The 23,965-nt window shown below is 61.3% G+C and carries 23 protein-coding genes; 14 read left to right on the plus strand and 9 right to left on the minus strand.

What is annotated here, in order from left to right; translation table 11 throughout:
* Nucleotides 1–129: 129 nt before the first annotated feature.
* The 13 genes from GO988_RS01350 (at nucleotide 130) to GO988_RS01410 (ending at nucleotide 11,862) form a co-directional block, all read left to right on the plus strand.
* Nucleotides 130–1,146 (plus strand): LacI family DNA-binding transcriptional regulator, encoded by a 1,017-nt coding sequence (locus GO988_RS01350; RefSeq protein WP_157561734.1) that lies wholly within the window; start codon nucleotides 130–132, stop codon nucleotides 1,144–1,146.
* Nucleotides 1,147–1,263: 117 nt separating this feature from the next.
* Nucleotides 1,264–2,343 (plus strand): NAD(P)-dependent alcohol dehydrogenase, encoded by a 1,080-nt coding sequence (locus GO988_RS01355; RefSeq protein ID WP_157561735.1) that lies wholly within the window; start codon nucleotides 1,264–1,266, stop codon nucleotides 2,341–2,343.
* A gap of 225 nt (nucleotides 2,344–2,568) precedes the next feature.
* Nucleotides 2,569–3,459: an oxidoreductase gene (locus GO988_RS01360; RefSeq protein ID WP_157561736.1), complete on the plus strand. Its 891-nt coding sequence runs from the start codon at nucleotides 2,569–2,571 to the stop codon at nucleotides 3,457–3,459.
* A 58-nt stretch (nucleotides 3,460–3,517) separates the two neighbouring features.
* Complete coding sequence (locus tag GO988_RS01365) at nucleotides 3,518–4,330, plus strand: helix-turn-helix domain-containing protein (protein ID WP_157561737.1); 813 nt, start codon at nucleotides 3,518–3,520, stop codon at nucleotides 4,328–4,330.
* A 97-nt stretch (nucleotides 4,331–4,427) separates the two neighbouring features.
* The gene (locus GO988_RS01370; protein WP_157561738.1) at nucleotides 4,428–4,700 is read left to right on the plus strand and encodes a UBP-type zinc finger domain-containing protein; all 273 of its coding nucleotides are present in this window, start codon (nucleotides 4,428–4,430) and stop codon (nucleotides 4,698–4,700) included.
* A 265-nt stretch (nucleotides 4,701–4,965) separates the two neighbouring features.
* Nucleotides 4,966–5,508, plus strand: a complete 543-nt coding sequence (locus tag GO988_RS01375; protein WP_157561739.1) for a hypothetical protein — start codon at nucleotides 4,966–4,968, stop codon at nucleotides 5,506–5,508.
* Nucleotides 5,509–5,845: 337 nt separating this feature from the next.
* Nucleotides 5,846–6,568, plus strand: coding sequence for a GAF domain-containing protein (locus GO988_RS01380; protein ID WP_157561740.1), 723 nt, complete (start codon nucleotides 5,846–5,848; stop codon nucleotides 6,566–6,568).
* A 231-nt stretch (nucleotides 6,569–6,799) separates the two neighbouring features.
* Nucleotides 6,800–7,393 carry an RNA polymerase sigma factor gene (locus tag GO988_RS01385; RefSeq protein WP_157561741.1) on the plus strand — a complete coding sequence of 198 codons (594 nt, stop codon included), beginning with the start codon at nucleotides 6,800–6,802 and terminating at the stop codon, nucleotides 7,391–7,393.
* Nucleotides 7,368–8,849: a hypothetical protein gene (locus GO988_RS01390; RefSeq protein ID WP_157561742.1), complete on the plus strand. Its 1,482-nt coding sequence runs from the start codon at nucleotides 7,368–7,370 to the stop codon at nucleotides 8,847–8,849. Before GO988_RS01385 ends, GO988_RS01390 begins: the two co-directional genes overlap by 26 nt.
* A gap of 210 nt (nucleotides 8,850–9,059) precedes the next feature.
* Nucleotides 9,060–9,920: a hypothetical protein gene (locus tag GO988_RS01395; RefSeq protein ID WP_157561743.1), complete on the plus strand. Its 861-nt coding sequence runs from the start codon at nucleotides 9,060–9,062 to the stop codon at nucleotides 9,918–9,920.
* 69 nt (nucleotides 9,921–9,989) lie between these two features.
* The gene (locus GO988_RS01400; protein WP_157561744.1) at nucleotides 9,990–10,367 is read left to right on the plus strand and encodes a hypothetical protein; all 378 of its coding nucleotides are present in this window, start codon (nucleotides 9,990–9,992) and stop codon (nucleotides 10,365–10,367) included.
* A 23-nt stretch (nucleotides 10,368–10,390) separates the two neighbouring features.
* Entirely contained in the window at nucleotides 10,391–10,948 is a 558-nt protein-coding gene (locus tag GO988_RS01405; protein WP_157561745.1) for a YceI family protein, read from the plus strand.
* Nucleotides 10,949–10,959: 11 nt separating this feature from the next.
* On the plus strand, nucleotides 10,960–11,862 hold the full coding sequence (locus tag GO988_RS01410) for a DUF5777 family beta-barrel protein (RefSeq protein WP_157561746.1): 903 nt from the start codon (nucleotides 10,960–10,962) through the stop codon (nucleotides 11,860–11,862).
* Nucleotides 11,863–11,898: 36 nt separating this feature from the next.
* Here GO988_RS01410 and GO988_RS01415 read toward each other — a convergent pair whose 3' ends face one another.
* The 5 genes from GO988_RS01415 to GO988_RS01435 all read right to left on the minus strand — a co-directional run bounded on the left by GO988_RS01415 (nucleotide 11,899) and on the right by GO988_RS01435 (nucleotide 17,476).
* The gene (locus GO988_RS01415; protein WP_157561747.1) at nucleotides 11,899–12,288 is read right to left on the minus strand and encodes a hypothetical protein; all 390 of its coding nucleotides are present in this window, start codon (nucleotides 12,286–12,288) and stop codon (nucleotides 11,899–11,901) included.
* Nucleotides 12,289–12,419: 131 nt separating this feature from the next.
* Nucleotides 12,420–13,115, minus strand: coding sequence for a hypothetical protein (locus GO988_RS01420; protein ID WP_157561748.1), 696 nt, complete (start codon nucleotides 13,113–13,115; stop codon nucleotides 12,420–12,422).
* A 261-nt stretch (nucleotides 13,116–13,376) separates the two neighbouring features.
* A complete protein-coding gene (locus GO988_RS01425) occupies nucleotides 13,377–14,924 on the minus strand; it encodes a family 43 glycosylhydrolase (RefSeq protein ID WP_157561749.1) in 1,548 nt (515 codons plus the stop codon).
* Nucleotides 14,925–15,284: 360 nt separating this feature from the next.
* Nucleotides 15,285–16,064 (minus strand): ethanolamine ammonia-lyase subunit EutC, encoded by a 780-nt coding sequence (gene eutC / locus GO988_RS01430; protein WP_157561750.1) that lies wholly within the window; start codon nucleotides 16,062–16,064, stop codon nucleotides 15,285–15,287.
* Nucleotides 16,065–16,087: 23 nt separating this feature from the next.
* The gene (locus GO988_RS01435; RefSeq protein ID WP_157561751.1) at nucleotides 16,088–17,476 is read right to left on the minus strand and encodes an ethanolamine ammonia-lyase subunit EutB; all 1,389 of its coding nucleotides are present in this window, start codon (nucleotides 17,474–17,476) and stop codon (nucleotides 16,088–16,090) included.
* A gap of 470 nt (nucleotides 17,477–17,946) precedes the next feature.
* Between GO988_RS01435 and GO988_RS01440 the strand changes: the two genes are divergently transcribed.
* Nucleotides 17,947–20,598 carry a T9SS type A sorting domain-containing protein gene (locus GO988_RS01440; protein WP_157561752.1) on the plus strand — a complete coding sequence of 884 codons (2,652 nt, stop codon included), beginning with the start codon at nucleotides 17,947–17,949 and terminating at the stop codon, nucleotides 20,596–20,598.
* 76 nt (nucleotides 20,599–20,674) lie between these two features.
* Here the strand turns inward: GO988_RS01440 and eat are convergent, their stop codons facing one another.
* From eat to GO988_RS01460, 4 genes are all read right to left on the minus strand, one after another.
* Nucleotides 20,675–21,991: an ethanolamine permease gene (eat, locus tag GO988_RS01445; protein ID WP_157561753.1), complete on the minus strand. Its 1,317-nt coding sequence runs from the start codon at nucleotides 21,989–21,991 to the stop codon at nucleotides 20,675–20,677.
* 112 nt (nucleotides 21,992–22,103) lie between these two features.
* Nucleotides 22,104–22,445, minus strand: coding sequence for a hypothetical protein (locus GO988_RS01450; RefSeq protein ID WP_157561754.1), 342 nt, complete (start codon nucleotides 22,443–22,445; stop codon nucleotides 22,104–22,106).
* 25 nt (nucleotides 22,446–22,470) lie between these two features.
* Nucleotides 22,471–23,211: a ferredoxin reductase gene (locus GO988_RS01455; protein ID WP_157561755.1), complete on the minus strand. Its 741-nt coding sequence runs from the start codon at nucleotides 23,209–23,211 to the stop codon at nucleotides 22,471–22,473.
* The gene (locus GO988_RS01460; RefSeq protein ID WP_157561756.1) at nucleotides 23,208–23,852 is read right to left on the minus strand and encodes a sulfite oxidase-like oxidoreductase; all 645 of its coding nucleotides are present in this window, start codon (nucleotides 23,850–23,852) and stop codon (nucleotides 23,208–23,210) included. The genes GO988_RS01455 and GO988_RS01460 overlap by 4 nt, the downstream gene beginning before the upstream one ends.
* Between the last annotated feature and the right edge of the window lie 113 nt (nucleotides 23,853–23,965).

The raw sequence follows: 23,965 nt of genomic DNA on the forward strand, positions 1-23,965 counted from the left end.
AGCTGGTGCCCGCTGGGCTCGCCCTGGGCCCGGCGGGCAGCTGTGCCGCTTATATTGCCAGGTATTTATCCGGGCCCAAAAATCCGTTCGCTACCCTACGCTTTTATTCCGCCTACCCGCCTTATAGTTATGAAGCCCGTGAACCTCAAGCGTTTGGCTGAAGAGCTGAACCTGTCTATCGCCACGGTTTCGCGCGCCCTGCAAGACAGCTACGAAGTGTCGGCCGCCACCAAGGAGCGCGTGCGCGCCCTGGCCACGGCCCTGCACTACGAGCCCAATGCCTACGCCAGCAGCCTGCGCCGCAACCAAAGCAAAACCATTGGGGTCGTCATCCCCAAAGTCACCAATCACTTCTTTGCCCTGGCCATCAATGGCATTGAGGAGGCTGCCCGCCAGCGCGGTTACCACGTGCTCATCTACCTCACCCACGACGACTATGCCCGCGAAGTCGCCATCATTCAGCACCTTAAGGGCGGGCGCGTCGATGGCATTTTGATGTCGGTGGCCAGCGGCACCGAGGACACGGCCCACATTCGCAGCCTGCGGGATGCCAATATTCCGCTGGTGTTTTTTGACCGCGTGCGCAGTGAAATCGCCACTGCCCAGGTTACTACCAACGACTACGAGAGCAGCTACCAGGCCACCGAGCACCTGCTGGCCGCGGGTTGCCGGCACATTGCCCACCTGCTGATTTCCAATAACCTATCCATTGGCCGCAACCGCCTGCAAGGCTACCGCGATGCCCTGCACGCCCACGGCCTACCCCCCGACCCCGACCTCATCCTGGCTGGCACCATGAACAACGAGCAGAACGTGGGCCGGCTCCAGGACCTGATGCAGCACCGGCCCGATATCGACGGCATTTTTGCTTCCGTCGAGCGCTTGGCCGTCAGTGCCTACCACGTGTGCCGGCAGCTGGGCCGCCGCATTCCGGAGGATGTGAAAGTGGTGGGTTTTTCCAACCTCGAAAGCGTGTCGCTTTTCGACCCGCCGCTCACCACCATCACCCAGCCCGCCCACGACATTGGCCGCGAGGCGGCCCGCATTCTGCTGCAAGCCGTGGAGAAAAAACGCGCCATTTCGCCCAGCCAGAGCGTGGTGCTGAACTCGGAACTGGTGCAGCGCCGCTCCACCGCCACTGCGTAGGCGAGGCAGGTGAAAAGGCCCAACCTCTTCCAAGAGTATACGTTAGGACGAAGAATTCGCGCCCAGCCCGGCTGGCGCGGGTTTTCGCCACGCCACTCCCTTTTCTAACCAGTCCTTATGGAAGCCTACAAAGTCAAAGCCTACGGAGCTAGTAACTCTATCCTCAACAGCCTTTCCGAGATGGAAGTGGAGCGCTACGCGCCCAAGGCCGACGAAGTACACATCGAGATTCTCTACTGCGGCGTGTGCCATTCCGACCTACACCAGGTGAAAAACGACTGGCACAACACGATTTATCCCTGCGTGCCGGGCCACGAAATTGTGGGCCGTGTGGTGGAAGCTGGCAGCAGCGTTAGCAAGTTTAAGGTGGGCGACGTGGTGGGTGTGGGCTGCATGGTAGACTCGTGCGGCGTGTGCCCTGCCTGCCAAGAAAAGGAGGAAAACTACTGCGAAGGCCCCGTGAGCTGGACGGCCACCTACAACGGCTACATGAAGCCCCAGAACAAGGATTTTAACACCTTCGGCGGCTATTCGACGGACATTGTGGTGAAGGAATCGTTCGTGCTTAGCATTCCCAAAGCGCTGGACATCGCGGCCGCCGCGCCCATTTTGTGCGCGGGCGTTACGACGTATGCGCCACTCAAATATTGGGGTGCTGGCCCCGGCAAAAGCGTGGCCGTGGTGGGCATTGGCGGCCTGGGCCACATGGCCGTGCAAATAGCCCGCGCCCTGGGCGCCACCGTAACGGCCGTAACGCGCGACGAGAAGAAGCGCGAAGCCGCCGAGCAACTAGGCGCTCACGAAATACTGATTTCGACCGACTCGAAGGCCATGGAAGCCCACGAGTTGCAGTTCGACCTCATCCTCATCACCATCCCCGATGCCTTCGACGTGAACGACTACGTGAAGCTGGCCAAGCGCAACGGCGTCATTACCACGGTGGGCCTGCTGGGGCCGTATAAGCTGCCCCTGAATAACCAAGAGGTAGCTATGCACCGCCGTTCGGTGGCCGGCTCCATCATCGGCAGCATCGCCGAAACCCAGGAAGTGCTGGATTTCTGCGCCGAGCACAATATCTTGCCCGAAACGCAGGCCATTGATATTCAATATATCAACGATGCCTACAGCCAGATGCAGGACGAGGAAGTACGCTTCCGCTACGTCATTGACATGGCCTCGCTGAAGCAGGAAGCATAAGCCGACACCCTGTTTGCTTTAAGTTAGAAAGCCCTACCCCCTCGACTCAGGTTGAGGGGGTAGGGCTTTCGGTTTTTACTGCCGTAGCTGGGTGTGGCAATACGCCTCTGGGCTAGGGTTGCATTCCCGGGTGAGCCGTACAACAAACCAAGTTTGAGCTGCTTAACAAAGTGCCTGGCTGTGTGCAGCCAGACCTTTGCAGAGAACTTAACCCCTCTCAAAATCATGAGTAATGTATGGTTTATTACCGGCAGCTCGCGGGGGCTGGGCCGGAGCCTAACCGCCGCCGTGCTGGCCCACGGCGACCAAGTAGCCGCCACCGCGCGCCAGCCCGAGCAGCTAGCCGACCTCGTGGCGCAGTATGGCGCCCGCATCCTACCCCTGCCGCTCGACGTGACCAACCCGGCCCAGATTGAAGCCGCCGTAGCGGCCGCCGTGGCCCACTTCGGCCGCCTCGACGTGGTGGTGAACAATGCTGGCTTTGGCATCATTGGCGCGGCCGAGGCCTTTACCGAGGCGCAGGTGCGCAGCCAGCTCGAAACTAATCTGTATGCTCCCATCGCCATTACGCGGGCTGTGCTGCCGCATTTGCGGCGCCAGCGGGCGGGCCACCTCCTGCAAATCAGCTCGGTGGGCGGGCGCGTGGGCGGGGCGGGTGTTTCCATCTACCAGGCCGCCAAGTTTGGGCTAGGCGGCTTCAGCGAGGCGCTGGCTAAGGAAGTAGCGCCATTGGGCATCCGCGTAACCTGCGTCGAGCCGGGCGGCTTTCGCACCGACTGGGCCGGCGCTTCCATGACCTACGCCGCGCCAGTAGAAGGCTACGAAACCACCGTGGGCTGGCGCGCCGATTTCTTTGCCAGTGGCCAGTTTGTGCCGATGGGCGACCCCGATAAGGCCGCGCAAGTCCTGCTTAACCTGGTCGAAAGCCCCGAGCCGCCCATTCATTTGCTCCTCGGCAGCGAAGCCGTGGGCATCGTCAAGCAAGCCGAAGCCGAGAAACTAGCCGAACTGGAAAAGTGGCTGCCCGTCAGCATTTCTACCGACCACGACGAAGCTGTTAGTTTTCTGGAAACTACAGCAGGCCAAGCGTATACCGGCTTGAAAGGTAATTCGTAAACTGCCCTACCCCAGCCCAGCGGGCTGGGGTTTGTTTTTCTCCCTTTGGCTACTTCCTATGTTCAGCTCCGCCGCCGGCCCGAGCCGGTCCGCCATCCAGTATTCGTGCTACGTGGCCCGCAGCCGGGAGGGCGAGCAGTTTGTGCCCGAGCACATTTTTGGCTACCAGCTGGCCGGCTCGCTTACCATGACTGATGGGCACGGCGCGCACACGTTTGAGGAGGGCGATTTTCGGTTTTGCCAGCGCAACCAACTGGTGAAATTCAGCAAGCAGCCGCCCGCCGGGGGCGAGTTTCAGGCTTTGTCGGTGTACCTCGACCAGGAAACGCTGCGCCGCATCAGCCTCGATTATGGCTACCAGGCTGCCCCGCCGCCGGTGGGCGGCGCGGGCGGCATTCGGCGGCTGCCCGCCACGCCACTTTATCGCAGCTTTGTGGCGTCGCTGCGGCCCTACGAGCACTTGCAGCAGCCCGGCAACGAGCACCTGCTGGCCCTCAAAGTGCGCGAGGCCGTGCTGCTACTGCTGCAAGCCAACCCCGAGCTGCGCGACGTGCTTTTTGACTTTGCAGCGCCCGGCAAAATCGACTTGGAAGCCTTTATGAGCCAAAACTTTCGCTTCAATGTAGCCCTGAAGCGCTTCGCCTACCTCACCGGTCGAAGCTTGGCCACCTTCAAGCGCGATTTCGAGAAGATATTTCGGAGCTCGCCCAGCCGCTGGCTCCAGCAGCGCCGCTTGCAGGAGGCCCATTATTTGATAAAGGAAAAAGGCCAGGCACCATCCGAAGTGTACCTGGCGGTAGGGTTTGAAGACTTATCACACTTCTCGTTTGCCTTCAAAAAAACGTATGGCGTGGCCCCGTCTCGGCTATAAGTGGCGGGCGGGCCAAGGTGGGCAAAAATTTGCTGGGTAGTGCTACCTTGCCAGTGGCAGGCTAGTGCTGCCGGCCCTCACCCTACCCCCTTCGCCTATGGAAACGCTCTGCTCGCACCTTACTGCACTCGATGTAGCTCATCTGAAGCACGATACCCGCCACGTGTGCCCCGAGTGCGTGGCCCTGGGCGACACCTGGGTGCACCTGCGCATCTGCCAGCAGTGCGGCCACGTAGGCTGCTGCGACGATTCCAAAAACAAGCACGCGACCAAGCACTTCCACGCCACGCAGCACCCGGTTATTACCTCGGCCCAGCCCGGCGAGCACTGGGCCTGGTGCTACCTCGACCAGGATATGGCCAGCTACTAGCGCCCCAACCGGGGTAGGGTAGGCCAGCAGCGCCTGGTGCTGCCCGTAAGCGTAAGCTTGCCCGGCAGCCGAACGGCCCACAAAACTTACCCGCCGAACAGTTGGTTGGCAAAAGCCGACTGGCGCAGCGGGCGTAGTACGGCGGCCTGGCTGTTTTGCCCCGGCTAGCTGGCTTACTCGCCACCGCTTTAGTAAGGTGCCAAATAAGTATAGTTGCGCTGCAAGTTCTCGTTATTCCCGCCCAATCCCTTTTTTCTTTCCTGGTATGAGTAAATCTAAAAAAGTCCTGTCCGACCAGCTGGTAGCCGCTGTGGCCCCGCACCTCGGCCTCGAACCCGTTGCAGTCACCACCCAGCGCCCCAAAGCCGTGGCTAAAACCCTGCACAAACTGGCCAAGCAGCTCGCCAAGCAGCAGCGTAAGGCCGCAAAACCCGCGAAACCCGCCCCGCCCTTAGCGCCTCCCACGGCCAAGCAAGCCCGCAAAACCCTGGCTGCCGAGCTTGTTACGGTGTTGCAGCCCTACCTAGGGCCGGTGCCCGAAGGTGCTACCAGCCTCGCCAAGCCCCTCCAAAAAAGTATTAAGCGCCTGGCCAAGCAGCTTATCAAGCAGCGCCGCCACCCCGCCCCGCCCACTGCCGAGCTAGCCCCGGTGCCTACCCCCGCTACCCCGCCCGAGCCGCCCCGCAAAGCTGCCCGCCCCAAACCCTCGCTGACTACGCTAGCTGCCCCCACGCGCCGCCCTGCGGCTGCTAAACGCCCCACGGCTTCCTCTGCGCCGGCGCCTACCCCCCTCACCCCCATCGAGTAGCTCCCTAGCCACGCGGCAGTGCGAAGGCCTGGCTTGTTACACTAGCGCTTCAGCCATGCGGCTGAGGCGCTTTTTGTATTAAACCAATTTTAAACTGTAGTTTACGGGTCGGCGAAAACAGCGACTTCAGCCAGCGCTTGGGCGCTCGAATTGGCTGCTGCGCAGCGAGGTAGGGCGCGCGAGTACTAGCGCAGCTATTTTTTGGCTTGAGAAAATTATTGGCTACTTATCTTGTTGAAAATTAAGATATTAACCAAGATTCCGAAGTAGTTAGTTTTTTGTATTTACTTGGTTTAGTGTACGTTTGTAAAAAGAAGAACACGCTTATTAACGTTATATGGCTGCTATACCTGCTACCCTACTTCCGCCCGACGAGGCTGAGCGCTTACGCAGCCTGCAGCATTATGACATTTTGCACTCTTTGAATGAAGCAGTGTTTGATGAGTTTGTGGCGCTTGCGGCCCGCATCTTTAGCCTGCCCATCTCGCTGATTGCCCTCGTCGATGAAGTGGAGGTAGTGTATAAAGCCAATTACGGGATGCCCGACAACGAGGCGCAGCCCCGCGAAGAGGCCCTGTGCTCGACGGCGATTTTGCACAATAAAGCCGTGGTTTACCAAGACTTGTCGCTGGAGCAAGACCCGCACATTACGGCGCAAGCTGCCCAGGCGGCCCGCATCAATCACATACGTTTTTACGCGGCGGCGCCCCTGCGCATGCCCGACCACCGCAACATCGGCTCCCTGTGCATCATCGACCGGCAGCCCCGCACGTTTAGCCCCGACGAGCAGCGCATTTTGGAGCAGTTGGCGGCGCTGGTGAGCCAAACGGTGGCCGTGCGGCACCTGTGCCTCAGCCAGCCCGATGGGGGCAAGGCGTGCTGGGTGCCCCTGCGTGCGCAGCTGCAAGAAGAAGTGCAGGCCCTCACAGCGCTGGTGCGCTATATGTTTGCCCGCCACGGCACAAAGGTGCCAGTGCCCATCGATAGCCTGGCCCAGGTAGGCCGCCGCCTGCTCGACTTGCGCGAGCTGCTCGACCAGCATTTGGCGCACTGGGACTAGCGGCCCGTCGGCCCTGTCCGAATAAAAACCGCACCTCCCAAAGCCGGGCCCCCACAAAAACACCCGTCTGATTTCAGACGGGTGTTTTTGTGGGGGCCCGGCTGGTTAGGGGTAGGAAAAGTAATTTAAGAATCCTAGTAATTTTTTGTATCATAACGGCAACCTTTTCGAAAGTCGGTCCGAGTTAGGTAGTAGCAAGCAGTCAGACATGATATTTTGCCACCCCTGGTTATGCCTAGTCCTACTCCTGTCCAGCTTACCGAGATGCTCGCCGGATGCCGGGGACTAGACCGGCCTAGCCAGCGCCAGTTCTACCAGGAGTACTATGCCTTTGCCCTTAGCATCTGCCTGCGCTACCTGCACGACCGCGACACGGCGGTAGAAGCCGTGAACGATGGCTTTCTGAAAGTCTTTCAAGAATTGCCTCGCTTCGATACTACCCGCTACCCCGACCTGGCCGGCTCGCTGCGCGGCTGGCTGCACCGCATCATGGTGCGCAGCGCCATCGACCAGTTTCGGGCTACTCACCGCCATGCCTTCCATGCCAGCCTCGACGAAGTAGAGCCGACCCACGCCGCCGACGGGCACACCCCGCTCGATACGCTCTCGTTTGATGAACTGCTGCGGCTCATTAGCGAGCTGCCACCGGCCAGCCGGGCCGTGTTTAACCTCCATGTCATTGACGGCTACTCGCACGAAGAAATCGCGGACCAGCTGCACATTTCGGTAGGTACTTCCAAGTCCAACTTATTCAAGGCCAGGGCTACTCTCAAAAATATTCTTAAACGCAACCACCACCATGCCTACGCCCACTATGTCAGATGAGGAGCTAGACTCGTTGTTTCGGCGCGGGGCGGAATCCTATCCGACCGGGCCCGTCCCGCCTGCGGATTGGGACCGCATGGCGGCGAAGCTAGATGCTGCCACCACTACCCAGCAGCTGCGCCGCAAGGTGGTGCGCGGGCTGGCCATCGAGGCCGTTGCGGTGCTGCTGCTGCTCTGGCAGGGCTACCGCCTCGCGCCTTTGGCAACTACCGCCAGCCACCGGGCGCTGCCCGAGCGCTCGGCCGGGCGCCCCGCTCTGGCTGGCCACGCGCAGCAGACCGCGCCAGCGGGCCAAGCTGCCTTGGCCGGTACTACGTGGGCTGCGCATCGCCCTATCCTCCTTCACGCGGCCGAGGCAAGTAACCGGCGTGTAGTGGGCTCAGTACCAGCAGCTACAGCAGTGCCACAGGCGGCCACTGCGGCTAGCAGTGCGCCTGCGCCTCGCGCCGCTCTTGGCCACGTTCCGCTGGCTTTGGCGGGGGTAATAAATTCGCAGCAGTCGTTGCTGGATAAGAGGAATAAGAAATTGCTAGCCAATCGTACCTATGCAATCGGCTCCCAGCCTCGTCATGTTCTGTTGAAAGCAAGAGACAGCGCAACAGGTGCTTTTGCTGCGCTGCCAGCAGCGGGCACGCATACCGCAGCAGCAGAAATAACCGCTGACTACGCAGAAGTAAACCCGCCGAAAACCGAACTAGAGCAGCCGGTAACATCCGCGGCGGCCGCTCAACCCGATTCGGTGGCGCAATTGGCTGTCCGGCGCCTGCTGGCTATGGCCCTGGTGCCCCTGCCCGATACCCTGGCGCACCTGGCCCGCCCCGCCGCCGACTCGGCTCACCCCGAGCAGCGCCCGCTGGCGCCAATGGCCTACCGGCTCCTAGTGGGGGTAGTGGGCGCGCCTTCCGTGAGCGCGGTGCGCACGGCCCAAACCGCCCGGCTGGGCGGCGACTTTGGCCTGACTGTGGAGTACCGGCTTACGCCCCGGCTGCGGGTGCGCACGGGCCTAATCAGCAGCCAGAAGCGCTACAGTGCTGCCAGCTCCGACTACCAGGCGCCGGCGTCGTGGCAGTGGTTTGCCGCTGATTACCAAGTAGATGCCAATTGCCGCATCACCGAAATTCCCCTCGATTTACGGGTTGATGTGCTGCGCCGGCACAGCTACACGGTGTTTGCCAGCCTCGGAGCCACCTCGCTGCTGATGCGCGACGAGCGCTACAGCTACGACTGGATGATGAACGGCCAAACGTTCACCAAGGAGGCGCACGTTGTCAAGGGGTCCAATAGTTTTCTGAGTGTGCTCAGCTTTTCGGCGGGCATCGAGCGGCCGCTGGGGGCCCGCTGGGCGCTGCAAGCCGAGCCGTTTTGGCAGGTGCCGCTGGGTGGGGTAGGGGCCGGGCAGGTTCGGCTGAGCAGCGCGGGCCTCTCCTTTTCCCTGAAGTACAGCTTGTTTCGGTAGCCGGCGCGCTGCCGCCTGGGTGCCGGGTGGGCACCCGTTTTCTCTCGGCTTTTCTCTTGCTTTTTCTGGGCTCCGTTCGCGGCGGGGCCCTCCCTCCGGCCGGCTGGCCTGGGTAGGGGCTGCATTTCTGCTGGGCCCGGCAGGTGCTGGCTCGTAGCCCGCTAGCTCGCCTCCATTTTTCTTATTGTCAACTCTTTACCAATCATCATCATGCTTGGACAATCCTCCTATGCCCGGCCCACCCGCCTCGTAGCCTGGTGCGCTGCCCTGCTGGCCAGCGTGGCCCTGGGCCTGGGCAGCTGCCACAAATCGGACGACACGCCGCCCACGCCGACGCCCACCATTCAGCTCGCGTCTGATGCCGTAGTAGGCCCCCACTTGGTGGACGCGGCCGGCAACACGGTGTACTATTTCAGCCGCGACCTGTCGGGCACCAACAACTGCACCGGCGGCTGTGCTAGCGTGTGGCCCATCTACTACGAGCCCAACCTAATAGTGGGCGATGGCCTGAAAGCCAGCGACTTTGCCACCATCACCACCAGTGGGGGGCAGCCGCAAACCACCTACAAAGGCTGGCCCATGTACTACTACGCCCCGGCCGACGCCAGCGGCCAGTTTGTGCGCGAAAAACCCGGCCAGGTAACCGGCGACAAAGTCGGCAACGTATGGTTCACGATGCGCCCCGACTATTCGCTGCTGCTGGCCTTCACCAACGTCACCAACAAGACTACCAACGTCACCAGCTCCAAAAGCTTTCTCATTGACAATCAGGGCCGCACACTCTACACCTTCGGCAAAGACAAGACCAGCCCCGCCACCCAGTCTACCAACTGCACGGGCGGCTGCATTGCCACTTGGCCCGTGTATGCCGATGCTATTACTAACCTGCCTTCGGCGCTGAAAGCCAGCGACTTTAGCACCATTACCCGCTCCGACGGCGCCAACGGTACCACCCGGCCGCAGGCCACTTACAAGGGCCTACCCCTGTACTACTACACGCCCGACAACGCCACGCGCAACGTGGTAGAGGGCGATGGCATCGGCAACATATGGTCGGTGGCTACCCCTTAAGCCAGCTGGTGGCCGGTGCACCTACACCGGCCACCACCGCTGTTTCCCCACGTTTTTGTCGATAAACTTATGCTAATCAAATACTTGCTAGTGGCAAGCGCGGCCTGCTTGCTTGGGGCCTGCGCTTCGCAAAACGGCGAGGACCTGTACGCGGCCAGCCCGCTGCCGGCCCCCAGCTGCGACCCTGGCCCCGTCACCTACGCCCTCACGGTGGCGCCCCTGCTGCAGCAGCAGTGCACCCGGTGCCACAACAGCACCCAGCTCGCTAGCGGCCTGAACCTGAGCCTTTACGCCCAGGTGAAAGCTGTGGCCACCAACGGCAGCCTGCTTGGCACCGTCAACCACGACCCCGGCTTCCCGGCCATGCCCCAGGGCGGCGCCAAGCTGTCGGACTGCGATATCGGCCACTTGCGCCAGTGGGTTGCCGCCGGCGCACCTAATAACTAACCGTATCACCTTAGCAATCAAGTATGAACCGCATTATAATTCTCGCCGGGCTGCTGAGCTGGCTGGCGGTGGGCCCGGCCCTGGGCCAAACCAAGTACTTCACGCGCACCGGCACTATCAGCTTCTTTTCGGCTACCCCCTTCGAAGACATTGAGGCCCGCAACCAGCAGGTAGGTGCGGCCGTGGATGTGCAGTCGGGCCAAGTAGCTTTTACAGTGCCGATGAAGGAGTTCAAGTTTCCTAAGTCGCTGATGCAGGTGCACTTCAACGAAAACTACGTGGAGTCGGAGAAGTACCCCAAGGCCACGTTTACGGGCCATTTGGTGGGGTTTGAAAGCGTGCAGCTGGTGAGCAGCGGCCCCCGGCAGGTGCAGGTTGAGGGCGACCTCACCATCCACGGCGTCACGAGGCATGTGCGGGTGCCGGGCACGCTCGAAAAGCAGGGTAATCGCCTGCTGGTCAATTCAAAATTTGCCGTCGCCTCGGCCGATTACAACATCGAGATACCGGCCCTGGTGCGTAGCCACGTGGCCAAAACGGTGGACGTAACAGTGGCGCTGGCTTGCGAACCAATTCCTTAATAACTAATAGTATGGCTTCAAACTTTACGCCCGGGCGGCTGGCCGCCGGGCTGGCCCTGGCCGTGCTGAGCGCCGCCCCGGCCTGCGCCCAAGACCTGCTCCAGCAGCTCAACCACCTGGCCACCGACAGCCTGCGCCGCGAGTACGTGGAGGCCACCTTCAAAGGCACGCGCGTCATCAATGGCCACTCCATCGAAACGCCAGGCGCGGGCAGCCTCGTGTTCCTGATTTCGCACCGCTTTGGCACACTTAACAGCGGCGCCTACGAGTTTTTTGGCCTCGACCAAGCCACCATTCGCCTCGGGCTGGAGTACGGCCTCACCGACCGCCTGGCGGTGGGGGTGGGGCGCAGCTCGCTCGAAAAAACGTTCGACGGTTTCTTGAAATACAAGCTGTTGCGCCAAAGTACGGGGGTAGGGGCCCTGCCCATTTCGGTAACGCTGCTGGCAACATCGGCTCTATCTTCCCTCAAGTTTGTGGCCCCGCCCGAGCGCTCCACCACCTCGCGCTTCACCTACACCTACCAGGCGTTGCTGGCCCGCAAAATCAGCCCCAGCCTATCGGTGCAGCTTATGCCCACGCTGCTGCACCGCAACTACGTAGACCTGAGCCGCGACCAAAACAACGTGTACGCCCTTGGCGGCGCCGTGCGCCAAAAGCTCACGAAGCGCCTGGCCCTCACCGGCGAATACTACTATTTGCTGCCCGGCGCCACCGCCGACGACTTCCGCAACGCCCTGGCCGTCGGCTTCGACATTGAAACCGGCGGCCACGTGTTTCAGCTGCACTTTACCAACGCCCAGGGCATGATTGAGAAATTCTTTATCCCCCAAACTACGGGCAATTTTTTCAAGGGCGATATTTTCTTCGGCTTCAATATTTCGCGTGCCTTTCAGTTGCACAGCAAGCCCTGAGCCTGCGCGTGAAAGCAGGGGGTAGGGCGCCGGCCTTTACACCACTTTGTTGTCGGGAATGATGCGAAACAGGTCGCCCTCATGCACCAGCGCCAGCGACTCGATGCCGTCCATTTGCCACTGGGCCACCAGCGGCATGCCCTCGCGAATAAGCTTTTTGATAATCTCCGGCAGCTTGGCCAATAACTCGTTTGTGAGGCGTTGCATGGAAGATTCCTCCTGCTCAATCTCGTCCTTGGCTTCGTTGATGCGGTCTTCGTGCAGGGCAGCGGTTTCCACGTTGGCGGCCGAAAGCGTGCGCTGGTCGGCGGCCAGCATGAGGGGGTCTTGCGCCAGCAGCTCTTCTAGTTTTTCCTTTAAGTAAGATAATTTGCGTTGGGCGTACACTACGCTGTGCATTTGGCGGGCAAGCTGCTCTTGAGTCATACTAAAATTCCCAAAAAAAGCCTCAGCTGCAGCAGCCGGGGCTTCTTGGTTAGTAGTTAAATAGGGGTAGGCCTTAAAGATACAACTGCCAGTATAGGAACTGCGCGGGGCGGCACCGGGGGCCCTACCCCTTACTCGGCTGCCGGGGCCGCGTCGGCGTGCGTAGCCGCCTCATACGTGTCGGCATACTTAAACTCTTCGAGCCAATACGCCGAGCTGATGACGGTAAACGTGAGGCTGGTAGCGGTTTGGTCGCTGGGCGTAAGGTGCCAGAGGATATGAGGTGCTTCGGCAAAGGCAGTGCCCGCCAGCTGCTCGCCAAACAAGCGGTTGAGCAGCGCGTGGTCGGTGAGGCCAGCGGCCAGCAAGCGCAGCAGCGCAGGTGCCGGCTCGGGCTGAAACACAGTTAGGTCGGCCGCATCGGCGGCGGTTATTTTTACCGCAAACTCGACGGCCTGCGGGTGCGGAAACTTGCCGTTGTAGGCATCATAGAGCAGCTGCGTAGCGTTGTAAAAGCCCTCGTGCAGCTCTAGGCGCGGGTTTTCCTCCCACAGTTTTTCGGTTTCCATCTGGTGGGCCAGCTGGGCAATTTGGCCCTCCTTCAGCTCATCGGCAAAGAGGTAGCCAAGCACGAGTTGCGCGGCCTCGGCCGGCTCCAAGTCGGTGAGGGCTAGCTGGCACATCTCTTTTAGCTCGGCCGGGGGCACTTCGCTGGGGTTTTCATAATCCAGCTTGGCTAGTAAGGCTTGGTAGTCAGTATTTTGCCAAGCCGTAGGTAGCTCGGCTAAATGCTGAAAAGAAAGTCGTTCGACGGTGAAGGTTGACATCGGCAGGTAAAAAAATGGAAAAGGCGCCCGGTCCATTGTACGTGCAAGCTCTGCCAACAACCGAAACTCGCCCGCTGAAAACCAGGGGGTAGGGCCCCGCCTGCCCCGGCTAAACCTCGCAGTTGGTGGTGCAGGTTGGGTAGCGCAAGCCAGAAGCAGGCAGCCCCATCGTAGCAACCCACCCGCACCGCCCAAACGCAAACCAGCCAGGCCACCGCGAAGGCAACCTGGCTGGTTTGGCTAACTATAGAAAGGCTGGACTTATCGTTGGTTGCGGATAATAAAGTTGTTGAAAACAGCCGTAGTGTCCTCGGCGCCCTGGGCTACGAGGGCCACGCGCACGCCCTGGTCCCAGGGGGGTAGGTAGGTGCCGTTGAGGGTGAAGCTCTCGGTGGGTAGCGGCTGCCAGGTGGCGCCGTCGGTGCTGTAGGCGAAGCGGTAGCGCTGGCCGCCCCACACCTCAAGGCGCAGCGTGAGGGTAGCGCAGGGCTCGATAAATACGTGCTGGAGGCACTGCTGCTTGCCACTCTTAACGTGCCAGATTTGCAGTTGGCCGTTGCCAGCCATCAGGGCCAGGGCATTGTAGGGGTCGCCCACCGCGGCCAGACCAGCAAAAGTATCGGCGGGTAGGGCGGCAAAGTCCAGCGTAGTAGCCGCTTTGTAGGTAGCTACATGGGTGCGCCGGGCCACTAGCGCGCCCAGGCGGCTGGGCTTGGCAGTTAGGTGCAACTGGCCCTCGTGCACGCGGCTGGTGGGCTGCTGGCCAAGGGGCCACTGCCAGGCTGGGCCCAGCTCGTTGCCTTCAAACTCTTCGGCAATGTGCAGGCGGGCTAGGTCGGTGAGGGGCGCGGCCTGGGGGCTGCGGTTTACAAACTCGGGCCATTCTTGGGCGTTCCAGGTAAACTCGCTGAGCAACCCCTGGCGGCCCACAAACTCGTGGCTTTGTGCGAAATAGGCGTGGTGCAGCAAGAACCAGCGGCCGTCTAGCTCCGTCACGGTGCCGTGGCCAGGGCACTTCCAGGTATCATTGCCGATGAGGATGGGGTTCTGCTCGTACTTCTCCCAGGGGCCCAGCAAAGCGCGCGAGCGGGCTACTCCGGTGGCGTAGTTGCAGCCCTTGCCGCAGCAGCTGTTGCCAGCATAAAACATGTAGAACCAGTCGTTGTGCCGCACCAGGGCCGAGCCTTCTACCAAGGGGCCTTCCCAGCGTACATCGTTGCCAAACAGCTCGGTAGCTTCGCCAACGAGGGCGGTTCGCTCGTCGTTGAGGCGCTGCGCCCAGATGGGCGTATCCTGGTGGCAGGAGTTGCCGTCTTCCTTCCAAATGAGGTAGAGGTCGCCGTGCTCGTCGGGCATCGCGAAGCCGTCGATAGAACCGGCCTCCTGGCCTACTAGCGGGCCGTGGTCGTGGTAGGGGCCGGCGGGGTGGTCGGCGCTGGCCACGGCCACGCACAGCATGCCGCCTTTTTTGCGGGCCGTGTAGTACACGTAGAAGCGGCCGTTTTCTTGGTAAAACTCGGGCGCCCAGAAGTTGGAGCTGGCCCAGGCAGGGTGCTTGTCCGGGAATACATGGCTCACCAGCTCCCAGTCCAGCAGGTTTTTAGAGGAAAAAATGGGGTACACGGCGCCCCACTCGGCGGTGGTGGCGCTGGCCCAGTAAGTGTCACCTACTTTCATGATGGTGGGGTCGGGAAAATCGCCCGGAAGCACCACGTGGTCGTAGGAAGTTTGGGTGGGATGGGGGGCGATGGCCGGCGAGTAGCCAGCAGGAGCGGCTGAAGCAGCCGCTAATTCTAGTTCGAAGGACACGAGAGAGAAGAACAAAAGGAATAAAAAAAGCCGCCTTGGCAGAAGGCCGCTTTTTGACAATATGAAGGTACTACTTCGAAATAAATAATGCAGAGAAAATGTAATTCCTTGCGTAAGCTGGGCGGCAGAAATAAGCGCTCAAGCGAGCTGGTAGTGCGGAAATTTGGCGGCTCTACTAGTATGTAAAAACGGATATAAACTGCTTCTGGTGCTCCTGGGGCGCTATTACACCGAGCTAAGCATAATTCAGGCCAATTTGAGCCAGGACAGGTAGCTGGAACGCGGTAATTGAATTATGCAAAGAAAAACTTTATTCAAAAAAATCGCAAATTTTTGACTTGCGCTGCGCAAAATGCGCGGCTATGCAGCTAATAAATCGGATTGGTCCTTCAGCCCTACCCCCGATAGCTGCCGCCGCAGCGCCTCCTGCACCAAGTAAAAAAGCTTGGTCGCCGCCGCGGGGTAGGGTAGGCCCTCGGGCCGGATGTTGGACACGCAGTTGCGCGCCTCGTCGGTGAGGCCCGGCCGCGGTCCGTAGGTGAAATACGCGCCCAAGCTGTGCGGCGCGCTAAGCCCCGGCCGCTCGCCAATCAGTACCAGCGTGAGCCGCGCGCCCAGCAGCTGGCCAATTTCGTCGCCAATGGCCACGCGGGCCTGCTCGGCCAGCATGATGGGCCCCAGCTGAAAGCCCGCCTGCCGCAGCAGCGGCACCAGCAGGCCCAGCAGCGGCCCGGCGTGGTCGTTAATGGCCGTGGCCGATAAGCCATCGGCCAGGATGATGGCCACGTCGCAGCTGCCCCTGGCTTGCTCGCGCAGCTGCGCCCTGGATTCCTCGCTTAGTTGCCGGCCCCAATCGGGGCGCTGCAAGTACTCCTGGCGGTTTTGGGCCCGGCTGCGCACTTGCAGGGTGGGCAGCTGCAAGGAGGGTATGGTAGCTAGCAACTCGCTGGTATTCAGTTGCGAATATACGGCGTCGCGGGCGTGCGCGTGCGCCAACTTGAAAGCCAGCGCCGCGCCCAGCGGCACGCTGGTGCCGCTGCGGCCTAGCGCAATGCGCGCCGCCGTGAAGGCTTGCAGCCCGGCCCAGGGGTCGGGCGCCGGGGTGGGGGTAGGGCTGGGCTGAGCAGGAAGGTCGGGCATGAGCGGGCACGCAAAAAGGGCGTTTAGTGCAAGGCTGGCGGCAGCTTTTCGAGCAGTTGCAGCGTAGCGGAGGCGGGCAGCAAGTGCCCCTGGCCGTCGAAAATACCCTGTTGGTTTAGCCAGGCCTCAAACTCGGGGGCGGTGCGCAGGCCCAACACGCGGCGCAGGTACAGCGCATCGTGGAAGGAAGTAGACTGGTAGCCAAGCATGATGTCGTCGGCGCCGGGCACGCCCATAATGTAAGTGCAGCCCGCTACGCCAAGCAGCGTCAGCAGGGTATCCATGTCGTCTTGGTCGGCCTCGGCGTGGTTGGTGTAGCATACGTCCATGCCCATGGGCAAGCCCAGCAGCTTGCCGCAAAAGTGGTCTTCGAGCGCCGCCCGAATGATTTGCTTGCCGTCGTACAGGTACTCGGGCCCAATAAAACCAACCACCGAATTGACCAGCAGCGGCCGGAAGCGCCGGGCCACGGCGTAGGCGCGCGCCTCGCAGGTTTGCTGGTCGAGGCCGTGGTGGGCATTGGCCGAGAGGGCGCTGCCCTGGCCGGTTTCGAAGTACATCACGTTGTCGCCCAGCGTGCCGCGGTTTAGCGCCAGCGTGGCTTCCCAAGCTTCCTGCAACAAGCTGAGGCTGATGCCAAAACTGGTGTTGGTAGCTTCGGTGCCGCCGATGGACTGAAACGTTAAATCAACGGGCGCTTGCTGCGCAATGAGTTGCAGCGTGGTTGTGACGTGGCACAGCACGCACGATTGCGTAGGGATGGCGTATTGCTCGCGCACGGCATCGAGCATGTGCAGCAGTTGGCTGACGGCCTGCGGGTTATCCGTGGCCGGGTTGATGCCGATAACCGCATCGCCGCTGCCATAAAGCAGGCCATCGACGAGGCTGGCCGCAATGCCACGCAGGTCGTCGGTGGGGTGGTTGGGTTGGAGACGGGTAGCAAGGTGCCCGCGCAGCCCGAGGGTATTGCGAAAGCGCGTGATGATTTCGCAGCGCCGCGCCACCGCAATCAGCTCTTGGTTGCGCAGGAGCTTGCTCACGGCGGCCACCATTTCGGGCGTGAGGCCGGGCGCCAGCGCGTGCAGCGTCGGCCCGTCGGCCGCGTCCGAAACCAGCCAATCGCGCAGCTGCCCCACCGTGAAATGGCCGATGCTGGCAAACGCCGCCGCGTCGTGCGTGTCCAGAATTAGGCGCGTCACCTCGTCTTGTTCGTAGGGCACTAGCGCCTCGCGCAAGAAGTTGCGCAGCGGCACGTCGGCCAGCGCCAGCTGGGCGGCCACGCGCTCCTCGTAAGTAGCCGCGGCCACGCCGGCCAGCACGTCGCCCGAGCGTAGGGGCGAGGCCCGCGCCAGCAGCGTTTTCAGGTCCTCGAACACGTAGGCTCGTTGGCGAATGACGTGGCGGTAAGGCATGGGGGTAGGGCTAGCCGCTGGAGGCGGGGCAAGGTGTTGAATCGATAGCTTAAGGTAGGTGCCAGCCGCCGCATAGTAGCCAAGGGTCGGCGTGGGGGGTAGGCTAGCACGGTTCCGGAGTCACGGGGCCGTAGCGCAGATGCTTAGGCCGTTGGTTAGCACGCCTGGTACTCGCAGGCTGAAAGTAGGCGCTACTTGCCTATGCTATACACAGCCTCCGAAACTGCTTTAGGCTGCCGCCACTAAGCTAGCCACAGGTGGGCCTAGTAAATTGGCACATGGGCTACTAGTAAGCAAAATTACCATAGGTAGAAACCTAAATTATTTTTTAAAATTTATATAAAAAATACAATTAAATAACTTGTTAAACCTTATTTGCGGCTATGTTCATTAATAAATCACAAAAAATGTTGATGGCCCGCTAACTTTACCTGGCGAAGCGATGCTTATTCTTTCACTCCTATTATTTTATGAAAAACACTTACCTTAAAACGGGCGTTGCACTCGGGCAATGTACCAGCCTGCTCATGCTATGGCTTAGCCTACTGCTGCCGGCAGCGGTTCAAGCTCAGACGCTTATGGTGGAAGCCGCGCCCGGCAACACGCTGCCCCTGCAGGACTTTGGCAAAATACCCGTTAACCGAGCTTCGGCCCAGCAGTCTTTCCGGCTGAGTGGCGCTGATTTAATTGGCAACGCCACCGTGACGGCGCCCGATGGCTTCGAGCTGCGGGTGGGCACCAACGCTTTTGTAGCGGGCAGCCTCGTGCTGACGCCGACCTCAGGCACGCTCAGCGCCACTACCATCGACGTGCGATTTGCGCCGGTACCTTCCAGTACTTATCCGGCGGGCACGGGCGACTACGCAAGCACTATTGCCCTCTCGACGCCGGGCCAGGCCGGTTCCACGGCGGTGGCGGTAAGCGGCACGGCGCCCGCCGGCCCCTACGTATTTGTGGACCCCGCCAACTTGGCGTTTGGGCAGATTTCGGGCAGTGGCTCGGGCCAGGTAAAAACTTTTGTGGTAGGGGGCAATAACCTCGGTACTACAGCTCTTACCCTCACGGCTGCCCTCACGGGTACTACCACGTCGGGAGCTATTCAGGTACGCAATCCGGCCGTGGTGGGCAGCTTATTCAGCCCTACCCTCACCCTTGCGCCTGTGAATGGGCAGGTGCCTGCCACCACCATTGAGGTGCGCATTGTGGGGCCTATTGCGGGCCAGAGCAACTTTACGGGCTCCATCATGGCCACGAGCGGCTCGGCGGTAGGAGCGCCCACCAATGTAGTGAGCGTAACGGCCAACAATCCGTTTTCGGGCGCCAATACGTCATCAACTTTCACGGTGAGTACGCCGAGCGGGAATCCCTTGCAACCCTTTAGCACGGTGCCGGAGAAGGCTTCGGCCAGCCAAACGGTGATAGTGAGTGGGAGCTTCCTAGTGAATGGGGTAGTAGTGCGAGCCCCCGCCAATTTTCAGGTGTCGCTGGATGCCACCTTCTCGGGGCAGGGCAGCGGCACGGCGGGCACTGTTACAGCCAACTCGCTGACCATCACGCCGGCGGCTGATGGTACCATCAACAACCAGGTGGTGTACATTCGCTACGTGCCGGCAGTGGCGGGCACGGAAAGCGGCACGGGCGTCCGCTTCGACAGCTCGCCGGCTACTCCGAGCGCTTCTATTGTGCGGGCGAACAGCATCGGTACCATCGAATCGCGCACGATTTACACCCCCGAAGGGCCGCTTGTGATTGGCACCAACGTGCGCACGGCTCCCCAACTCATTCGCCTGCACGCCGAGCTGGTGCGCAACCCGGCCCGCATTTCCGTCTCGGGCGAATCGACGGGGGCGCTGGGCAACCCGGATGGCTACGCGCAGTTCCGCATATCGCTGGATGGCGTTACGTATACCGACCCCACCAACTCGACGACTAACTACATTCAGCTTACGCCGGACCCAACGACTAATATCATCGACCAAGATATCTACGTCATCTACGCGCCCAACCGCGTGGGTGCGGCCCAGGCCGTGTTGCAATACCTGACGCCCGACGTGACGGCCGCGCCGGCCAACACGCTGTCGCCCGTAGTAAATACCTCTTCCAACCCGGCGGCCAACAAGCTGCAGGGCACGGCCATTGATGTAGAGCCCACCCGCGACACGCCCTTCTCGGCCTCGCGCACGGTAGGGGCGGCCTCAGCAGCTATCGCCTTCAACCCCGACCCGCTGCTAACGGGCTACGGCGAATTTCACATCGTGCTGATTAGTACCAGCCCCAGCCTAACTATTCCGGATGTGCTGCCCAAAGATGGCACGGACTATAATGCCAGCAACGGCGCGTTTCAGGGCGCGGGGCAAAGCACCTTGCAGGATAGCAACGGCAATACGTACTACGTGGTCTTTTCGGGTGGCGCGCCTACCGCCACCATAACAGGCCTCAACCCTAATGTGACCTACTACGCCTACGTATTCGATTATAACAGCACCAACATCGGCGATGGTACCTTCATCAGCAACGCCGAGAACTACAAAGGCCCGGCGCAGACGACGGTATTTGGCGCAGCTTTGCCCGGCAACCCGCTACCCGTTAGCCTGAGCTTATTCACGGCGCAGCCCGAAGGGCCGCAAGCAGTGCGCCTGAACTGGCACACGGCTTCGGAGCTCAACAATGCGGGCTTCACCGTGGAGCGTAGCGTGGCTGGGCAAACCTTTGTAGCGGTTGGCCAGGTGAGTGGTGCGGGCAGCAGCAACACCCTGCACACCTACTCGTTCCTGGATGCCAGCCTGCCGGCTAAGGCCACGCAGCTTTACTACCGCCTGCGCCAGACCGACCTGAATGGCGCCACTACCTACTCACCTGTGCGGACTGTGTCGCTGGTGAATACAGTCGTAGCAGCTCAGCTGCTTGCTTACCCCAACCCGGCGCGCGAAACTGTATTCGTGCGGTTGGTTGGCACAGCCGACGCGGCGCCCTTGCAGGTATTTGATGCCACGGGCCGCATGGTGCATACGCAGGCTATTGCGCCCGATGGTGGCGAAACCACGCTGTCGCTGGCCGACCTGCCTCTTGGCTTCTATCTGCTCCGCTGCGGCACCCTTAGCCAGCGGCTAGTGGTAAAGTAAGGGCAAGCAGGTTGCGAAGAAACAAAAAAGAGGGTTCGCCACTGGCGAACCCTCTTTTTTGTTTCTTCGCAACCTGCTAAGCTGCCTGGCCTTGGGTCGGAGCTTTAGGCTTGAGTAGCGTATATAAAACCAGTAGCCCCAGCAAACCTGCGAAGAAGACAATACTCAGCCCCAGGTTGTAATAAACTATCGTGCCCAGGCACACCAGTGCCAGCCCCAGCGCCACCAGCGGCACGTAAGGATAGCCCGGCACCGCAAACGGCCGCACCAGCTCGGGCTCGCGGCGGCGCAGTACAAACAGGCTGAGCAGGCTCATGAGGTACATCACCACCGCCCCCAGCACCGACAGAATAATGACCTGGTCGGTAGTGCCGGTGCACAGCGCCAGGCAGCCCACCGCACCGCCCGCCACCAGCGCCCAGTGCGGCGTTTGGCGGCCGTTGAGCCGGGCCAGAAAACCGGGCAGAAAGCCACCCCGGGCCAGCGCAAAAATCTGCCGCGAGTAGCCAATGATGGTGCCGTGAAACGACGCCACAAGCCCAAACAAGCCAATGCTGGCAAAAAACTTGGTCCAGGGGCTATGCTGGCCCAGCACCAGGCTCAAGGCCTCGGGCAGGGGGTAGTCGAGGTGGCTGAGGCGGCGCCAGTCGGTGGCGCCCCCCGTGAGCACCATCACGCCCAGCGCCAGCAGCACCAGCGTAAGCAGGCCGTAGCCGTAGCCCCGCGGAATGGTGCGGCGCGGGTTTTCGACCTCCTCGGCCACCATCGCTACCCCCTCAATAGCCAGGTAAAACCAGATGGCGAACGGCAGCGCCGCCAGCACGCCCGCAGCGCGCACCGGCACCGGGTGGGCCAGAAATTTGGCCACCTCAAAATGCGGTGCCAGCAAGCCCATAAATAGTAGTAGTTCGGCCACGGCCAGCAGCGTTACCACCAAGGAAAAAGTGGCTGACTCCTTAATGCCCAATAGGTTGATGAACGTAAAAACCACGTAGCAGCCCAGCGCCGTGGGCAGCACTGGCACCGCTGGCCACAAGAAATGCCCGTAGCTGCCTAGCGCAAACGCAATGGCCGGCGGCGCAAACAGAAACTCGACCAACGTGGCGTAGCCGGCCACCAGCCCCCCCACCGGCCCTAGCGCCCGTAGCGAATACGCAAACGGCCCCCCCGCCTGCGGAATAGCCGTGGTAAGCTCGGTGAAGCTGAAAATGAACGTCACGTAGAGCACCGTCACTACCAGCGTAGCCACCAGAAACCCTACCGGCCCGGCCGCTGCCCAGCCGTAATTCCAACCAAAATACTCGCCCGAAATAACCAGCCCCACCGCAATGGCCCACAGGTGCAGCGGCGAAAGCGCCTGCTTGAGGCCAGGAGAAGTAGCGGGCTTGGCCATTGGGCAGGGGGCTAAGGAGTTAACGCCCCAAGATAGGTAAGCTGGCTAGTAGCGCAGACGCTGTGCAGCTAGATGGGTAGCGGGCTGCCCGCCTGGTTGCCCGCCCCCCATACTAGGCCGCCAGAAACTTTGCTACCTGCGCGGCCAGCGAAGGCGGCAGCTCCAGCGAGGGGGTAAGGGTCAGCGTGTAAACTGCGGCTGGGTCTTCGGCGGGCTGGAATGTGCCTGTCTCAGCCGAAAAGGCCAGCGTGCCCTGCCGGAACTGCCGCTCCTCCTGCGGCGGAGCTGAGTGCATATGCACAAAATCGAGCGCAGTAAGTGTTTCGTTTGTAGCCTCGTAGCGCAGCCAGCGGTACAGCTCGCCTTTGGGGGCGGTGGCGGGCAGGTCGAGCCGCTGAATTTCCAGAATGGTCAGGGCCGAGCTTTGTAATAAAAAGAGAACGCGAAAATTCATGGGGCTATATACAGCAAGAAACCCGTTACCCGCCGGTGGGGCCAAAGCGTTCGGTGCGAATGGTTTCGGGGGGTAGGCCAGCGCCGAGCAAACCATTGGCTACTGCCTCGACTAGGCCAGTTGGGCCACATACGAAACAGTCGGGCGCGGCGGGCAAGCGGGACAGCACCTCGGCCAGCATCGGTGCGTCGATGCGGCGGTGGTAGCCGGCCCAGGCGGCCGGGGCCTGGCGGGTGTAGGTCAGCAGCAGCGTGAAAGATGGGTCAGCCTGCGCCATCGCTTCCAGCTCAGCTTGATAAATAACCTCCTCCGGCGTGCGCACGCTAAACAGCAGCACGGTAGGCAGGTGCAAGCCCGCCCGCTGCCGGTGGCGCAGCATGGCCATCAGCGGCACCACGCCCGAGCCGCCGCCCACCAGCAAGAGCGGCGGCGCAGCCGGCGCCCCGCGCCACACAAAGTAGCCGCCAATGGGCCCGCGCAGTTCCAGCTGGTCGCCTACCCCCACGCCCTCAAATAGATAGCCCGATACCTCGCCGTCGGCAATCTGCTCCACGGTGAGCTCGATTTCGCCGGTTTGCTCGGGCGGCGACGCGATGGAGTAGCTGCGCTCGGCCTGGTAGCCACCCTCGGCGGTGAGGCGCAGGTCGTAGTGCTGGCCCGCCAGGTGGGGCGTCCAGTTGGGCAGGGTAAGCACGAAGGTTTTGACGGTTGGCGTTTCGGGCCGAATGGCTTTTACGACGCCCAATTGCCAGGCAAGCCGGCTCATAGGCGAATGTTGGCGCTAGCAGCCAGGTCCTCGTCGTCGGTTTCGTAGCGCTGTTCCTTCCACGGGTCGCCGTACATGCTGTAGCCGGCGCGCTCCCAAAAACCCGCCTCGTCTTCGCTCATAAAGCGCAGGCTTTGCACCCACTTGGCGCTTTTCCAGAAGTAGAGGTGCGGCACCACCAGCCGGGCCGGGCCGCCGTGCTCGGGCGCCAGCGGCTGGCCCTCAAACGTGTGGCCGATAAAGGCCTTACCCCCCACCAAATCGGCCAGCGGCAGGTTGGTAGTGTAGCCGCCGTAGCTGGTGGCCATCACAAACTTAGCCTCGGGCTTGAGCTGCACGTGCTCGAGCAGCGTGTCGATGCTGACGCCGCGCCAATGGGTGTCGAATTTCGACCACTTCGTGACGCAGTGAATATCGGGGTTGAAGTCTTGCTGCGGCAAGCTGTTAAACTCCTGCCAGCTCCACTTCATCGGTTTTTCGACCAGCCCCGTCAGTTCAAATGCCCACTGCGTGAGCGCGATGCGGGGGGTAGGGCCCGCCGTAAGCACCGGAAAATCGGTGGTTTCGTACTGGCCGGGGGGCAGCTTGTGGCCGCTGCTACGCTTGGGCTGGAAGCCTTTATTGGTGAAAAAACCGGGCATGGCAAGAGGGGGAAAGAGTTGGGTGGTACGTGCTTAGAAGAGGGGTAGCGCTGGTATAACCACAATTGCCGGCGCGGGTTTGGCGGGGGCCGGTGCGGGTTGTATTCTTACGG

Origin of the sequence: Hymenobacter ginkgonis, assembly GCF_009755225.1 — a bacterium.
GTDB lineage: Bacteria > Bacteroidota > Bacteroidia > Cytophagales > Hymenobacteraceae > Hymenobacter > Hymenobacter ginkgonis.

Excerpts from the sequence above, each read along its gene's own strand:
- GO988_RS01360 (WP_157561736.1), top strand. The coding sequence starts at position 2,569 with ATGAGTAATGTATGGTTTATTACCGGCAGCTCGCGGGGGCTGGGCCGG.
- GO988_RS01440 (WP_157561752.1), top strand. The coding sequence starts at position 17,947 with ATGAAAAACACTTACCTTAAAACGGGCGTTGCACTCGGGCAATGTACC.
- GO988_RS01455 (WP_157561755.1), bottom strand. The coding sequence starts at position 23,211 with ATGAGCCGGCTTGCCTGGCAATTGGGCGTCGTAAAAGCCATTCGGCCC.
- GO988_RS01370 (WP_157561738.1), top strand. The coding sequence starts at position 4,428 with ATGGAAACGCTCTGCTCGCACCTTACTGCACTCGATGTAGCTCATCTG.
- GO988_RS01420 (WP_157561748.1), bottom strand. The coding sequence starts at position 13,115 with ATGTCAACCTTCACCGTCGAACGACTTTCTTTTCAGCATTTAGCCGAG.
- GO988_RS01350 (WP_157561734.1), top strand. The coding sequence starts at position 130 with ATGAAGCCCGTGAACCTCAAGCGTTTGGCTGAAGAGCTGAACCTGTCT.
- GO988_RS01415 (WP_157561747.1), bottom strand. The coding sequence starts at position 12,288 with ATGACTCAAGAGCAGCTTGCCCGCCAAATGCACAGCGTAGTGTACGCC.
- GO988_RS01405 (WP_157561745.1), top strand. The coding sequence starts at position 10,391 with ATGAACCGCATTATAATTCTCGCCGGGCTGCTGAGCTGGCTGGCGGTG.
- GO988_RS01400 (WP_157561744.1), top strand. The coding sequence starts at position 9,990 with ATGCTAATCAAATACTTGCTAGTGGCAAGCGCGGCCTGCTTGCTTGGG.
- GO988_RS01365 (WP_157561737.1), top strand. The coding sequence starts at position 3,518 with ATGTTCAGCTCCGCCGCCGGCCCGAGCCGGTCCGCCATCCAGTATTCG.
- GO988_RS01460 (WP_157561756.1), bottom strand. The coding sequence starts at position 23,852 with ATGCCCGGTTTTTTCACCAATAAAGGCTTCCAGCCCAAGCGTAGCAGC.
- eat (WP_157561753.1), bottom strand. The coding sequence starts at position 21,991 with ATGGCCAAGCCCGCTACTTCTCCTGGCCTCAAGCAGGCGCTTTCGCCG.
- GO988_RS01375 (WP_157561739.1), top strand. The coding sequence starts at position 4,966 with ATGAGTAAATCTAAAAAAGTCCTGTCCGACCAGCTGGTAGCCGCTGTG.
- eutC (WP_157561750.1), bottom strand. The coding sequence starts at position 16,064 with ATGCCCGACCTTCCTGCTCAGCCCAGCCCTACCCCCACCCCGGCGCCC.
- GO988_RS01410 (WP_157561746.1), top strand. The coding sequence starts at position 10,960 with ATGGCTTCAAACTTTACGCCCGGGCGGCTGGCCGCCGGGCTGGCCCTG.
- GO988_RS01380 (WP_157561740.1), top strand. The coding sequence starts at position 5,846 with ATGGCTGCTATACCTGCTACCCTACTTCCGCCCGACGAGGCTGAGCGC.
- GO988_RS01355 (WP_157561735.1), top strand. The coding sequence starts at position 1,264 with ATGGAAGCCTACAAAGTCAAAGCCTACGGAGCTAGTAACTCTATCCTC.
- GO988_RS01395 (WP_157561743.1), top strand. The coding sequence starts at position 9,060 with ATGCTTGGACAATCCTCCTATGCCCGGCCCACCCGCCTCGTAGCCTGG.
- GO988_RS01390 (WP_157561742.1), top strand. The coding sequence starts at position 7,368 with ATGCCTACGCCCACTATGTCAGATGAGGAGCTAGACTCGTTGTTTCGG.
- GO988_RS01450 (WP_157561754.1), bottom strand. The coding sequence starts at position 22,445 with ATGAATTTTCGCGTTCTCTTTTTATTACAAAGCTCGGCCCTGACCATT.
- GO988_RS01385 (WP_157561741.1), top strand. The coding sequence starts at position 6,800 with ATGCCTAGTCCTACTCCTGTCCAGCTTACCGAGATGCTCGCCGGATGC.
- GO988_RS01435 (WP_157561751.1), bottom strand. The coding sequence starts at position 17,476 with ATGCCTTACCGCCACGTCATTCGCCAACGAGCCTACGTGTTCGAGGAC.